Consider the following 14131-nt stretch of genomic DNA (forward strand, 5'->3'; position numbering starts at 1 on the left):
AGCTGAGCGCGGCCGCCCCAGCAACGCCAGCAGCCCAAAAACGTGGGAAAAGGCAATTCCGGCTTTTCGTCGCCGGCCCGTTGCCGGCGCGCGGCCATTGGCCCAAAGCTACGGCCGTTTGCAGCCCGCCCCTTTCAGCCGGCCCGGAAAGGGCGGCGGGCTACTGGCCAGCCGCTCGAATGCCCGCATACAGCAGGGCGCTGAGCAGGGCCGCCACTGGCAGCGTGAGCAGCCACGACAAGCCGATTTTGGCAATTTCCCGGGAGTTGGCCGTGCCGTTCACCAGCCCGATGCCATAGATGCTGCCCACCGAAACGTGCGTGGTGGACACGGGCAGGCCAAACTTGCTGGCCACAATCACCAGCAGGCTCGTGATGAAGTTGGCCGTGAAGCCCTGGCCGTGGTTGAGCTTGGAAATCTTTTTGCTCATCGTGTCGGCCACTTTTTTGGCGTTCAGCCAGCCGCCCACGGCCATGGCCACGGCCAGAATGAGCACGTTGACGGGCATGGCGAAAAACTTGCACACCAGCAGCAGGCCCACCAGCTTGGGCGTGTCGTTGAGGCCCCGGGCAAAGCTCATGGTGGCGGCGCTGGCGTAGTGCAGGTTGTTGATGAGCGGCTGAAAATTGAGGCCAATGAATGTGCCTTGGTAGAGGTTCTGGCACTCGGCCTGGGTGCTCACGCCCGCCTGCAGGGTGGGCAGCGCCGTGAAGGCCGCCGTGGGCGCCGAGGCCGCGGGCACCCACACGTCGCCCACGCACACGCAGGATTCTTCGGTGATGCCCGCTGCCCGGCGTCCTTGCCGAAACAGCACGTACACCAGCGCCCCCAGCCCCACGGCCAGCACCGGGCCCAAAATCAGGGGCAGGAAGAAGGTGGTGCCCAGTTTGGCAAAATTGACGGCCGTGCCCACTGCCACCAGGCCGGCGCCCACCAGCGCGCCCACCAGCCCGTGCGTGGTGGAAATGGGGAAGCCAAACCGCGTGGCCAGCAGCACTGTGATGCCCGCCGCCAGCGCCACGGCCAGCACAAAAGCGGCCGAGCCGATAACCTCATCCGGCACCAGCCCCTTGCCCGAGAAGTTCTTGATGAGCTCCGCGGCGAAGAAATACGAACAGACCGACCCCGCAAACGTGGAAACGGTGGCCAGCACCAGGGCCGGCTTGTAGCCAAGCGTGCCGCTGCCCCACAGGGTGGCCACGCCCTTGAAATTGTCGTTGGCGCCGTTGGAATACGTGAGCAGCACCACGGCCAGAAAGAGGAGAACTAGCAGCATAGCAACCGTTTTGTGAGGGATAAAAAGAAGTTCGCCGACAGCACCCCGCGTGGGCGCTGCCGGCGAACGTACGGCGGTTTCCCGGCCATTGGTTTCCCAATGTTATGAAATTGTTACCGGATTTTGGGGGCTGCTGCAGCGGCTAGCGCTGCGCCCAGGTGTTGTCTTTCTCGTTGGCATCCATGAAGATGCCGCCTTGCAAAGCCACGGTTTTGGGGGCTTTGGGCAGGGCGATGGTGGCCTGGCGCTGGTTGGCCTGCCACACGGCCGGCGACTGGTGCAGCGTGGCCTTGGTGCCGTCGGTGTATTCCACGTTCACGTCGAACGGCACGGCGAAACCGCCGATGTTTTGTACCGTGAGGCTGGTGCCACTCACGGCGCCCACGGCCAGGTCGATGTAGTAGTTGGTGAAAAACCAGTTCTGGAAAAACCAGGTCAGGTCCTGGCCCGAGGCGCTGCTCATCGAGTTGAAGTAGTCCCACGGAATGGGGTGCTTGCCGTGCCAACGGGCCATGTACTCGTGCAGGCTTTTCTTAAACAGGGCATCGCCGAGCATGTCTTTCAGGGCAAAATAGCTGAGCGAGGGTTTGCCGTAGGCGTTGTTGCCGTAGCCCGCGCGCAGCTCGCTGCTGGGCGTGATGATGGGCAGGTCCTCGGCGGTGCTGCGGTCGTTTATCCAGCGGCTCACCCGGAACTGCTTGTAGAACTCGTCGGCGGTGGCGGCGCCGTTTTCGGCGGTGTTGATGAGGCGCTCAAACGTAGTGGCCCAGCCCTCGTCCATGTAGGCGTAGCGGCTCTCGTTGATGCCCATGTAGAAGGGGAAATACGTGTGCGCGATTTCGTGGTCCTGCACAAACTGCGCAAACTTGGGGTCCTTCTGCGGGCTGTCGTTCACCATCATGGGGTATTCCATGTCGGCAAAGCCCTGGAAGGCCGTCATCTTGGGGAAGGGGTAGGGGATGCCGGGCCAGTTGTTGGGGTTCGAGAACCAGCCCAGGGCGTACTGCCCGTTCTTCACCGACTCGCGGAAGTCCACCGTGGAGTCGGCGTAGGCGGCTTGCATGCTGGCCCGGCGCTTGGCTTTGGCATCCACCACCACGCTGGCGGCGTCCCACACGTAATGGTCGCTCAGGCCCACGGTCACGTCCGAAATGTCTTTCGCGGTCCACACCCACGTGTTCAGGGCCTGCTGGGCAGTGATGCTTTTCTTAGCCAAATCGGCGGCCGTGGCCACGTGAATCACCTTGTCGCTGGTCATCGACTGCTTCAGGCGCTTGGCGGCGGCTTTCTGCAGCACCTGGTCGGGGTTTTGCAGCGTGCCGGTGGCCCACACAATGTAGTTGGCCGGGGCCTTCACGCGCAGGGTGTAGTCGTTGAAATCGTTGTAGAACTCCTTGCTGTCCACAAAGGGCAGCCGGTCCCAGCCGGCGTAGTCGTCGTACACCGCAATGCGCGGGTAGAAGTAGGCCAGGAAGTACGTGGTGGGGTCAATCATGCCCTCGCGGCCGCTTTCCACCGAAACGGGGTAGTGCCAGGCAATGGCGAATTTCACCGAGTCGTGCGGGGCCAGCGCCTTGGGCAGCCGCACGCCCTGAACGGTACCGGTGCCCTGGCCGGGCGGCAGCGGGCGCAACTGCCCCGCCACTTGCAGGCTGTCGATGACGAGCCCGGTGGTGAGGTAGTCGGGCGAGGCGTCACCGTCGCGGGCCACACCGGGCCGGTGTATGTTCATGATGAGGCGCATCACCACCTGGCGCAGCGTGTCGGGGCTGTTGTTGAAGTAGGTGATGGTTTCGCGGCCGCGGATGTCGCGGGCCGGCGGGGCAGCCGTCACCGTGATGTCGTAGCGGGCGCGGTTTTGCCAGTAGTTGGGACCGGGGCGGCCGTCCACGGCGCGGGTGCCTTTCTGGAAAGCCCGCTGAATGTCGCGGGGCATGTAGAGTGGCTGGGTTTGCGCGGCCGCGGTTTCGGCCAAGCCGGCAAGCAGCAAGAGCGTAAGCAGGGGTTTCATCATAGCAGGGACAGACGGCAGGGGAAGGGTGGGCGTTGCACGTGATGCGGGGCAAAGATGGCGCGGATGGGCGCAGTTGTAGCGCGGGCTCTGCGGGTCCGCGCCGCGACTGCACCGCCATGCGCGGACCCGCAGAGTCCGCGCTACTATCGAAAGGCTCCCTTGCAAAGCAAAAGGCAAACGCCTTGGTCGATGGAATCCTCCGGTTCGGCGGCGCGAGGCAACGCTGCGTCCTTCGCTTCTTTTATGGATGGGCTTTTCAGTCCCGCGGGACGTACTTTTCCTGTTCAATGCTTTTGTAATGCTCGTTTTCAATCCCATACCGGCTGTCGCCAGGTCGTTCCATTTCTTGAGCCAGCTCCTCGCGTTGCGCGCGATTCTTTCGCTGCTGCTGGGGCTGTTGGTACTGGCCCCGGTCGCGGCGCAAACAACCACTGCCAAGGAAGACACGATGGCCGTGGACACCACAACCGTCCGCGACGATTCTTATCGGCTGGAGGTGGGCTACACCACGCTCAGTGGCATTTCGGGGCAAGTGCGCAAGGTGTTCGATACCCGCGGCCTGGCCGAAGACCTGCCGGACATGGTGGAAAACCTTAAGGCCATTCAATACACGGTGAAGCAAAAGGGCGAGGTGGTCGACATCAAGCAGCTGCAGATGTGCCAGCTCATGCTCGTCAGCATGCAGGACCAGCTGGCGGAGTGGCGGGCGGCCCTGGGCGTGGCCAACAAGCAGCTCGCGGAGATGCAGACGCGCCTCAAGCGCCTGCCCCCGGCGCGGCCCCGCGCCCTGCGCCCCGACGCCACCGCCCTGGCGCTGGAGCGCTCCGATTCGGCCCTGCAGGCGCGGCAGCAGCGCATAGCCGGCCTGCTCACCAAGCGCCTCACCAAGGTAAAGCAGCTGCAAACGCAGGTGGCCGCCAGCTACATCCAGGGCATGGAGCTGCAGGACGAGGTGGGCGACCAGATGCGCCGCTACGGCCGCACCACCGCCAAGGCCAACTACCCGCCGCTGTGGGAAGCCGGCGCCACCCCCAAGGCACCCGCCGACCCCAAAGCGCGCAAGGCCGGCCAGTACCGCCGCCAAATCATCGGCTTCTACTTCGCCAACAACTGGGACAACTGGGCCTACATGGCCCTGATTGGGCTGGTGTTCTACGGCTGGGTCACGTTCAACTACCGGCGGGCCAAAAAGGAAGGCTTGGTCATCACCGAGCCCTTCCGCTACCTGCGGCCGGGGCCGGTGGCGGCCACGCTGGTGGTGATGTTCAGCCTGGCGCCGGCCCTGGAGCTGCACCCGCCGCCCATCTACCTGGCGCTGCTGCAACTGCTCTTGCTGGTGGCGCTCACGGCGGTATTTGCCCGGAGCTGGCCGCGGCGGCTGTTTCTGGCGTGGCTGGGGCTGGTGGCATTTTTTGTGTGGCTGGGCATCACCAATGCCAACGCCGCCACCGGCCTAGCGGCGCGCTGGGGGCTGCTGGGGCTCAATGCGCTGGCCGTGGGCATTGGCGCGTGGCTGCTGTGGCGCCTGCGGCAGACGCTGGAGAAGCTGCGGTTTCTGGTCCCGGTGGCGGGGCTGTTTGTGGCGCTCAATGCCCTGGCCATAGTGTGCAACGTGGTTGGCCGGCTGAGCCTGGCGAAGATGTTCAGCACGGCGGGCATTTTTGGGCTGACGCAGGGCATCGGGCTGGCGGTGTTTATTGAGCTGTTCACGGAAGCGTTTCACTTGCAGATGTTGTGCAGCCGCAACGCCGCGGGCAGCGCGGTTCACTTCGACTACGACAAAATTGAGCCCCAGCTCATGCGTCTGCTCACGGTGCTGGCCGGGGCGCTGTGGCTGGTGGTGTTCACTTCCAACCTCAACCTGTACAACGCCATCTACGGTGCCGCCGAGCACTTCCTGACCGCCCCGCGCCTGCTGGGCAGCACCGAATTCACCTACGGTAACATCCTGCTTTTCTTCGTGATTCTGTTCATTTCGGCCCAGTTGCAGCGCTACATCGGCTATTTCTTCGGCGACGTGGGCGAGGCCGACAGCGTCGACTCGCGCCAACGGGGCTCGTGGCTGGTGGCGCTGCGGCTGTTGCTGGTGCTCATCGGGTTTGCGCTGGCCACGGCCGCCACGGGCCTGCCGCTGAGCAAAATCGCCATCGTGTTCGGGGCCCTGAGCGTGGGCATCGGCCTGGGCCTGCAAAGCATCGTGAACAACCTGGTGTCGGGCATCATCCTGATTTTTGAGCGGCCCTTCCACGTGGGCGACTTCATCGAAGTGGCCGGCAAATCGGGGCGGGTGCAGGACATCGGCATTCGTTCCAGCAAGCTGCTCTCGCTCACGGGTTCCGAAATCATCGTGCCGAACGGCGACCTGCTCTCCGGCCATGTCATCAACTGGACGCGCACCAACGACCACATTCGCGTGGACCTGTCGCTGAAAATGACGGCCACGGCACCTGAGGCCGACCTGCAAGCCAACCTGCAAACGGCCCGCGAGCTCATTCAGGAAGAAATCAAAAACAGCCCCTACACGCTGCACAACCTGCCGCCCGAAATCCTGCTCAGCAGCATCAACGGGCAGGTGTACGAACTGAAGGTGCTGTTCTGGATTACCAACATCCGGCAGGAGCAGCTCACGAAAAGCGAGATTCTGGCGGGCATTTACCGGCGGTTTCAGGCCCAGGGCTTGCAGCTAGGGTAGGGGTGGCCGCCATTGGTTTGGCAAGCGTCGCAGGCCCAGGTGTCCCCACTCGACGCTTGGTAGCTCCGACTCGTCCAATCCCCGCAATTGTTGAGGCCAGAGGCCACCATTCAGGCACTAAGCCCGGCCCGGCAGGCCCGAAGAATTGGGCCGATTCTTTCTGCGCAGCGCAAAAAGTCAAAACTGACTTATTTTTACGCCCCGCCTTACCTAGCACAGTCCTTAGTCGCGTTGCTTTCCTGAAAGCGAATAACCCCTAAGGACTTCGCTCGTACTAGTGCGCTGCTTACCCTGTCCCGTCTTTTCCTGAGCTATGAAGGCGGGCGCTCTGTTATTGAAGATGATACACATTGTTTACATGAGCCGGGCCGTGCGTCCGCTCTCCGACCAGGACTTGCAGGCGCTGCTCGACCAGTGCCGCCGCGACAACGCGGCGCGCCACGTAACGGGCGTGCTCTTTTACAGCCACGGCAACATTGCGCAGCTCATCGAGGGCGAAGCCGAGGTGCTGGAACCGCTGTTCGAGGTCATCGCGCGCGACGGCCGCCACTCCAACGTGGTGAAGCTCGTCGACAAGCCCATTGCCGCCCGCAGCTTCGAAGACTGGTCCATGGCTTTCCACCCGCTCGAGCCCAGCGGCTTCGAGGCCTTGCAGGGCTTCCTGCTGCCCCAGCACGTGCCGCCGCCCCCCAGCACCCTCAGCATTGCCGACGCCATGCTTGTCGATTTGGTGCGCCTGGCCGTGTTTGGCGCCGATGCGGCCCCGACTGAATCGGAGCCAGCGCATGCGTAATCCCACTGCGCTGAACCAGCGCCGGCGTCCCGCCCATTCTCCTTCTTACTCCGCGTTGGGCCATGCGTGAGCAACAGCTGCAAGACGTCCTCCGGCGCATTCCGGCCGGCGTGGCCACGCTGCAGGGCGAAGCCCTGCGCTTCGGCTTCGTGAACGAGGCCATGCAGCTTGTGCTGGGCGGCCCCGTGCAGGAAGGCCAGCCCGTGGCCGAGCACCCCGGCACCATTCCGGCCGATTTGTTGGAGGTGATGCAGCAGGTATTCCAGTCGGGCCGGCCCTACGTGGCCAAGGCCTACTGCATCCCCCTGCCCGGCACTGACGGCGAAAAGCCCACGCCGCGCTACTTCGACATTGCCTTAGAGCCTGTGCGCGAAGGCGATGCCCCCGTGAGCGGCCTGCTCCTTTTTGCCGTGGACGTGACCGCGCAAGAAGAGTCCCGGCAGCGCGCCCACCAGCTGTCCATCGAAACCCGCCGCCTCGACACGCGCCTGCGGGTGCTCACCGAAACCGTGCCCCAAATCACCTTCACGGTGGATGCCGCCGGCAAGTACGAGTACGTGAGCCCGCAGTGGTACTACTTCACGGGCCAGCCGCCCACGGCCGACCTGAACGCCATCTGGCCGCTGCTCATTCACCCCGACGACCGGCTGCGCGTGCTTTACCAGTCCGATTCGGCCCGGGCCGCCGGCATTGGCTGGAGCTACGAGTACCGCCTGCGCCGCCACGACGGCCAGTACCGCTGGCTGCTGAGCCGCGCCCTGCCCGAGTTGCACGCCCCCGACCAGGCCGTGTTCTGGCACGGCGCGCTCACCGAAATTCACGACCAGCGCGAGCTGGCCGAAGCCCTGCGCCGCGGCGAAGCCGAGCTGCGCTTTCTGGCCGACAGCATTCCGGAGCTCATCTGGACGGCCACGGCCGAGGGCTTCATCGACTACTACAACGAATACACGGCCGAGTATTCGGGCCTGACCAAGGAGGAACTGGGCCCCACCGGCTGGATAAACCTGCTCGACCCCAGCGAGCAGGCCGGCGCCGCGCGCCGCTGGGTGCAAAGCATTGCCTCGGGCCAGCCCTACGAGGGCCTGTTTCGGATGCGGCGGCACGACGGGCGCTACCGCTGGCACATCATCCGGGCGCGGCAGCTCGCCGACGAGCGCGGCCCGCGCTGGTTTGGCGCCTGCACCGACGTGGACGACCAGCACCGCCTGCGCGAAGTGCTGCAAACCCAGTACGACGAGCTGGCCCGCACCAACCGCGACCTCGACACCTTCGTGTACACGGCCTCGCACGACCTCAAGCAGCCCGTGCTCAACCTGCGCGGCTTGTTTGAGGAGTTGCGCCGCAGCGCGTCCTTCGATGACCCGCAGGAAGGCCAAATCGTGCACATGGTAGACGAGGCCCTCGGCCAGCTCGACACTACCCTGCAGGAGCTGGCCGCCACCGTGCAGGACCAGCGCGGCCTCTCAGCACCCGTCGAAACCCTGGACCTGCGCAGCGTGGCCGACGAGGTGCTGCTGGGCCTACGCGCCCAGGTGCAGGAGGCCGACGCGGTGGTAGAACTCGATTTTTCGGCCGCGCCCACGCTCACTTACGGCCGCGCCAACCTGCGCAGCATCCTGCACAACCTGTTCAGCAACGCCCTCAAGTTTGCCGACCCCGGCCGGCCGCCGCACATTGTGGTGCGCAGCGCCCTCACCGATGCCGGCCAGCCCATTCTTACCGTGCAAGACAACGGCTTGGGCATGGAGCTGCCGGGCCGCCCGGCGCCGGTGTTTCAGCCGTTTGCGCGGCAGCACCCGCACATTGCGGGCGCGGGCGTGGGCATGTACCTGGTGCAGCGCATTGTGTCCAGCCGCGGCGGCCACCTCGACGTGACCAGCACCGTGGGCCAGGGCACCACCTTCACGGTGCACTGGTTCGAAGCCTAAGCCATAATCTTGCTTAACTAAACGCGGCGCAGGGCGTACAGAAAAGGGCCGGGAGCACTCCCGGCCCTTTTCTGTTTTTTACTTTCCAATAACACCATGAGCCTTTTCAGCAGCGACAAACTCAAGGGCAAGAAAATTGCCATCATTGCCACCGACGGCTTCGAGCAAGCCGAACTCGACGAACCCAAGAAATACCTCGAAGGCGAGGGCGCCGAAACCCACGTCATCTCCCTCAAAAGCGGTTCCATTAAGGGCTGGGACGGCCCCAAGAAAGACTGGGGCAGCAAGGTCGACGTCGACAAAGTCATCACCGACGCCCGCCCAGCCGACTATGACGCCCTGGTGCTGCCCGGCGGCCAGATGAACCCCGACATTCTGCGCGTCAACAAAGACGTGGTGGCCTTCGTGAAGGAATTTGCCGGCTCGGGCAAGGTGCTGGCCGCCATTTGCCACGGCCCCTGGCTGCTGGTGGAGGCCGACGTGGTGCGCGGCAAGCGCGTCACGAGCTGGCCCAGCGTGCACACCGACCTCAAAAATGCCGGCGCCCTGTGGGAAGATTCCGAAGTGGTGACCGACCACGGCCTCATCACCAGCCGCAAGCCCGAAGACATTCCCGCCTTCAACAAGAAAATTGTAGAAGAGATGCTGGAGCCCCAGCACGGCGGCAATAGCTAAGGAGCGACGAGGCCCGACCTGTCATTGCGAGCGAAACGCAGTGAAGCGCGGCCAGCCGTCCTGTTCTCAGCGAACAGCCTTACGAAGTGACAAACCCAATAAGAAGCCCCGGCACTGCGCAGTGCCGGGGCTTTTTGGTTGAAGAGCGTGACTGGTCTTAACAGAAAAAATTAGCAATGCCGAACTTCGTTTGCCACGGCCTGCGGCCTCGCAATGACAGACGTATTCTGCCAACCTATTTCTGGCTCACAATCCACTTGTAGATATCGGCCGGCGTATCGGGATTGAAGGCCGCAGCGGCGGCTTCGGCGGGCGAGTCGCTGGCAAACTGCAGGGTGTGGTTGAGGTTGGGGTAGCGCATTTCAGCCACTTTGGCGTTGGCCCGCAGGCCTTTGCGCAGGGCCGTCAGGTTGAGGGCCGCGTTTACCTCACGGTCGGCCTCGCCCTGCAGCAGCAGCACGGGGCACTTCACCTCCGGCAGCGCAGGCTGCGGGTCGAAGCTCAGGAAGCTGCGGTAGGCGGGCGTGGTGAGGGTTTGCACGGTGGTTTGCACGTCGGCCGGGGCAATGCCGGGGTAGCGCTGGCGCAGCATGTTGCTTAGAATGGCTTGGGCCTGGCTGTTGTCGGGGGTTTGGCGCACGATTTCCAGCATGGCCCGCTGGTGCTTGACGAGGTTTTCCTCGTCGCGGCGCATGGCGGCTTTCTGGCGCAGGCGCTGCTGGTCGAGGTAGGTTTGCACCTGGGCGGCGTTGGAGCCGTGGGCGCGCAGTTTGGCCGCCTCCTGCTCGGCGGCGCGCAGGGCGCGCTCATACTGGTGCTGGCGGGCCAGGTCGGTGGTGTCGTTGCCCAGCACCTTGCCGTACATCACCGGCTGGGTGGCCAGCAGCTCGCGGCCCGGCACGCCGGCCGCGGCTACCGCCACCACAAACGTGGGCGCCAGCGGCTGGGCGCCGGCCAGCAATGCCACGTTGGCACCTTCGCCGTGGCCGATGAGGCCGAGGCGCGTCACGTCAATCTGGGCACGGGTGCGCAGGAAATTCAGCGCCGCAATGGCGTCGGCCGAGCGCTCGGCCAGGGTGGTGGTGGCCGCCGAACCGCCCGAGCCGCCGTGGCCCCGCTCCTTGAGGCGCAGCACGGCCACGCCCTGGCTCACCAGGTAGTCGGCGAGCCCGTTCATCATTTCGCTGTTGGGCGAATGAGGGCCGCTGGCATCGGCGCCGCGCTCGGGCAGCAGCACCGCGGCCGGAAACGGGCCGGGGCCCGAGGGCAGGCGTAGCAGGCCGTTGAGGCGCACGCCGCCGGCGGGGCTGGTCACGGCCACGGCCTCTACGCGGTCAAGGGGCTTCGCCGATGAGTCGAAACCAAGTAAAATGCAGAAGGCGGCGAGGGCAAGTACGAATGGGCGCATAATAAACGGTTTGGCAGCGGGCAACAGAAGCTGCTATTCCCATTTGTGGGCGAAACAGCGTGCGCAAAATTCGGCCGTGTGCAAAGGCGACAGGTTTTTATAAGCCGAACCAGGGGTTTTTGTCGACTTACGGCTTCATTTTCCAGCCGAGAATGTACGAAGTTTTTCCCATATCGGGTTTTGATTCTCATTATGGGATTGCGCAAACGGCAAAACGTTGCCACCGTAATTGCTCCAGAGTTGGCAGTTCAATTTTTGTAAGGCTATATTCAAGCGTCTGGGCCACGGTGTTTTCCACCGCTGCGGCTGGGCTGCTTTGCCGGGCATTTCGTCCGGTTATTCGGTTCTCTACCAACCCGTTTGCCTTCGGCGATGCGCCGGTCCCATGATAGGTTGGGTCAACGTCACATTCTGCCTGCCGGTCTCCGGTTGCCAGTCTTGCTTGCGCAGCCCCTGCGATGCCCGGGCCGCGCTGCCGTACGCCGGTGCAGCTGTTTCATCCCTGCATTCACCCAATCTGCTTGCCTATGAGAAAACGTTGATTTTTTGCCGTCGGTGCCGCGTTTTGCAACGCTTTGTTCATCTCTTTTTCTACTTGTTCGCTTATGAAATACGCTTACCCCTCCTTATCTTGGCGTGCGCTGGCCCGCTGGGCGTTTATGCTGCTGCTGGCCCTGGGCGGGGCCACCAGCGCCCGGGCACAGGCCGACGAACCGGCCGCCTGGCCGTTTGCGCCCACAACCAATTGCTACCCTGCCTGGGTAAAACGGCCCGTGGCCCCCGGCCAGCTGCAGGCACCGGGCACTCCCACCCCTACCCAGGCACCGAGTAAGGGCAAGGGCTTGGCCGGCCCGGCTGTAGTAACTCCCAGCTCAACCTTTGGCGGGGCTTTCACCCCTCAAGGAAGCCTCAAAATACTGATTGTTTTTGTAGGGTTTACGGAGGATATAGGTCCAATTCCTAGGGGAAATTGTAGTAGCTATTCTTCACCAGAGTGGTCGCAACTTGCGGCAACGGGAAGTGGTATGAGTGAAGGCGAAACTTTCCCAGCCAATTACACCGACGTTTGCTACACCAATCCCGCCCAGTTCAGCTTGGGCGCTACCGACCAGAGCGTGTCCAACTTCCTCTACCAGATGTCGCGCACTTCTCCCAATCCGTTGAAAGTCACCTTCGGCACCCTGCCGAAGCGGGTAAACGTTCCGGCGAGCGGCCGGGCCTTCGGGGACTTTTCGGGGTACGCGCAAGATGCCATTAGTGCCGCCCACGCGCAGTTTCCAACTTTCAATTGGGGCCAGTACGACCAGCGCACCAACAACCCGGGTTTCGGCTATGACAACAGCACCACCGGCCCCGACGGCGAATTGGACTACGTTATTTTCTGCTTTCGCGTGGGCTGTCATCCCTCCATCCGGAAAGACGACGGCGTGGCGGGCGTGTTCCCGGTCACGATTCCGGCCAATGCCAGCCATCCTGCCTACGCCATCACCACCGGGCACTGCCAGGCGGGCAGCACCCTGGGGTGGCCCTCGGTGCTGCACGAGCTGGCGCATACCCTCTACGGCGCGCCGCACGTGCTGGGCGCCAACAGCACCACCGGCAACCACTACTACGGCACCCTGGGCTGGAGCATGATGCAGAACGCGGCCACCTCGTTTTCGGCCGCCGCCTGGGAGCGCTGGTACCTGGGCTGGACGGAGCTGAAAACCAGCCCGGGGCAGGTCAGCAGCGACATCGGGCCGGGCCGGCTTGCGCCCAACGGCACCTACGTGCTGCGCGACTACGTGACCACCGGCGACGTGATGCGCCTGGAGCTACCCAACACCAACCAGTACCTGTGGCTGGAAAACCGGGCCAAAAACGGGCCGCTGGACCGGCGCAACGGCTACGTGCTGGCGCCCGACGGCAACGCTTACCTGCCAGCGCCGCAGGGCCTGCTGGCCATGGTAGAGAACATGAGCCCCAGCCGCACCTCTTTTGTTGGCCCCTTCAACAACGCTCAGGTGAACGGGCTGCGGGTGGTGTCGGCCGAAGGCAACTTCGATTACCGTCCCTCTGGCCCCTTTACACGGTGAACAACCATTTGCACGGCAACCCGACCTACAACTACCAGCTACGCGAAAACACCGGCCCGCCCGTGCTGCACAACAACGCCACCGGCGGGCACAGCGAAATCACCAGCATTCGGGGAAACCGCGACGGCGATGGGCGAATTCGCTACGACTCCGGCACAGGCAATGCCGACATGACCGTAGGCAACGAATTTACCCCCTTGTTTGTAGTCGATGACCTGATTACGGACGGCCTGTTTGGCCCGCACGTGGGCACCCGCACGGTCGGGTTTCGGTACGCGCTCGACACCAACCCCATGATTATTCCGCACCAGACCTACGACCCGGCCAACGAGCGGCAGTCGGTCATTCCGCTCAGCGGCTTGTCGGTGGAAATAACCGGCTACGATGCCGCCTCGGGCGACCTCACGCTGCAGGTGCGCTACGACAACACCGCCGTGACGCACGACACCCGCTGGACCGGTACCCTGCAAACCTTCCCGGTGCCCGGGGCCACGGCCGGACGCGAAATCTACCTCGACGGGGCCACCCTGACCCTGGACCGCAGCGCCACCCCGCAGCGCGAAACGCCGGGCCCGCACGGCGATTTCGTGAACGACACCGAGCTGCGGCTCGGCACCGGCACCAGCCTGGGCGTAGCCAACGGCGGCGTGCTGCGCCTGACGGGCGCCGGCACCACGCTCTACCTGGAAGATGGTGCCCGGGTGGTGCTCGACCCCAGCGGTGCCCGGTTGGAAGCCCAGGCGGGCACCACCATCAGCGTTGCCGACCGCAACGACCTGGAAGACAACGGCGGCCTGGTGCTGCGCACCGGCAGCCAGCTCATTGTGCGCAACGACGGAACCGTCATCGATGGCACCAGCCTGCGGGCTTCCCAGCCGGTGGTGTTTCCCAATCCGGGCACGGGCGCGGCCAGCTTTTCCTGGCCGGCGGCCACGGCTCCCGCGTCGCGGGCAGGCTATCGGTACCAGTTCACCGATTTGCAGGGCCACGTTGTGCGGCAGGGACGGGTGGAGCCCCGCGGCAATACCCTGACCGGGCTGGCGCCGGGGGTGTATTTGCTCGTCACGCACGGGCCGGCTGCCCCGGCCCGCACGCAGCGGGTAGAGGTACGATAAGGGCCGCTTACTTTTCTTTCGCCATGCGCTACTTCCTGTTTTTTCTGCTGTGCCTGCCCCTGGGGGTGCGGGCGCAGGCGCTGCCCTGGCTGCGAGCCTACGGCACCACGGCCAACGAAACCGGCGGCTACGCCGTGCCCATGCCCGGCGGGGGC

Annotated in this window: 9 protein-coding genes; 6 read left to right on the forward strand and 3 right to left on the reverse strand. The window is 64.2% G+C overall.

Going from position 1 to position 14131, the window contains the following annotated elements; translation table 11 throughout:
• Window positions 1–160: 160 nt before the first annotated feature.
• Together JAO73_RS06700 and JAO73_RS06705 are read right to left on the reverse strand one after the other, a co-directional pair.
• Window positions 161–1276 (reverse strand): inorganic phosphate transporter, encoded by a 1116-nt coding sequence (locus tag JAO73_RS06700; RefSeq protein ID WP_198976322.1) that lies wholly within the window; start codon window positions 1274–1276, stop codon window positions 161–163.
• 142 nt (window positions 1277–1418) lie between these two features.
• Entirely contained in the window at window positions 1419–3290 is a 1872-nt protein-coding gene (locus JAO73_RS06705; protein ID WP_233168724.1) for a M1 family metallopeptidase, read from the reverse strand.
• Window positions 3291–3636: 346 nt separating this feature from the next.
• Here JAO73_RS06705 and JAO73_RS06710 point away from each other — a divergent pair, with 346 nt between their 5' ends.
• The 4 genes from JAO73_RS06710 to JAO73_RS06725 all read left to right on the forward strand — a co-directional run bounded on the left by JAO73_RS06710 (window position 3637) and on the right by JAO73_RS06725 (window position 9378).
• A complete protein-coding gene (locus JAO73_RS06710; RefSeq protein ID WP_198976323.1) occupies window positions 3637–5982 on the forward strand; it encodes a mechanosensitive ion channel family protein in 2346 nt (781 codons plus the stop codon).
• 340 nt (window positions 5983–6322) lie between these two features.
• Window positions 6323–6775: a BLUF domain-containing protein gene (locus tag JAO73_RS06715; protein WP_198976324.1), complete on the forward strand. Its 453-nt coding sequence runs from the start codon at window positions 6323–6325 to the stop codon at window positions 6773–6775.
• A gap of 62 nt (window positions 6776–6837) precedes the next feature.
• Window positions 6838–8703 (forward strand): PAS domain-containing sensor histidine kinase, encoded by a 1866-nt coding sequence (locus JAO73_RS06720; protein WP_198976325.1) that lies wholly within the window; start codon window positions 6838–6840, stop codon window positions 8701–8703.
• A 96-nt stretch (window positions 8704–8799) separates the two neighbouring features.
• Window positions 8800–9378: a type 1 glutamine amidotransferase domain-containing protein gene (locus JAO73_RS06725; RefSeq protein ID WP_198976326.1), complete on the forward strand. Its 579-nt coding sequence runs from the start codon at window positions 8800–8802 to the stop codon at window positions 9376–9378.
• A 235-nt stretch (window positions 9379–9613) separates the two neighbouring features.
• On the opposite strand, the gene JAO73_RS06730 is transcribed toward JAO73_RS06725, so the two are convergent.
• Window positions 9614–10786 (reverse strand): serine aminopeptidase domain-containing protein, encoded by a 1173-nt coding sequence (locus tag JAO73_RS06730; protein WP_198976327.1) that lies wholly within the window; start codon window positions 10784–10786, stop codon window positions 9614–9616.
• A gap of 1025 nt (window positions 10787–11811) precedes the next feature.
• Between JAO73_RS06730 and JAO73_RS06735 the strand changes: the two genes are divergently transcribed.
• Both JAO73_RS06735 and JAO73_RS06740 read left to right on the forward strand, forming a co-directional pair.
• Window positions 11812–12861 carry a metallopeptidase domain-containing protein gene (locus JAO73_RS06735; RefSeq protein WP_198976328.1) on the forward strand — a complete coding sequence of 350 codons (1050 nt, stop codon included), beginning with the start codon at window positions 11812–11814 and terminating at the stop codon, window positions 12859–12861.
• Complete coding sequence (locus JAO73_RS06740) at window positions 12858–13976, forward strand: hypothetical protein (RefSeq protein ID WP_198976329.1); 1119 nt, start codon at window positions 12858–12860, stop codon at window positions 13974–13976. Before JAO73_RS06735 ends, JAO73_RS06740 begins: the two co-directional genes overlap by 4 nt.
• The last annotated feature ends 155 nt before the right edge of the window (window positions 13977–14131 follow it).

This window comes from Hymenobacter miniatus, from assembly GCF_016427455.1.
In the GTDB taxonomy this organism is placed as follows: Bacteria; Bacteroidota; Bacteroidia; order Cytophagales; family Hymenobacteraceae; genus Hymenobacter; species Hymenobacter armeniacus.

Excerpts from the sequence above, each read along its gene's own strand:
- JAO73_RS06735 (WP_198976328.1), top strand. The coding sequence starts at position 11,812 with ATGAGTGAAGGCGAAACTTTCCCAGCCAATTACACCGACGTTTGCTAC.
- JAO73_RS06730 (WP_198976327.1), bottom strand. The coding sequence starts at position 10,786 with ATGCGCCCATTCGTACTTGCCCTCGCCGCCTTCTGCATTTTACTTGGT.
- JAO73_RS06715 (WP_198976324.1), top strand. The coding sequence starts at position 6,323 with ATGATACACATTGTTTACATGAGCCGGGCCGTGCGTCCGCTCTCCGAC.
- JAO73_RS06725 (WP_198976326.1), top strand. The coding sequence starts at position 8,800 with ATGAGCCTTTTCAGCAGCGACAAACTCAAGGGCAAGAAAATTGCCATC.
- JAO73_RS06700 (WP_198976322.1), bottom strand. The coding sequence starts at position 1,276 with ATGCTGCTAGTTCTCCTCTTTCTGGCCGTGGTGCTGCTCACGTATTCC.
- JAO73_RS06720 (WP_198976325.1), top strand. The coding sequence starts at position 6,838 with ATGCGTGAGCAACAGCTGCAAGACGTCCTCCGGCGCATTCCGGCCGGC.
- JAO73_RS06705 (WP_233168724.1), bottom strand. The coding sequence starts at position 3,290 with ATGATGAAACCCCTGCTTACGCTCTTGCTGCTTGCCGGCTTGGCCGAA.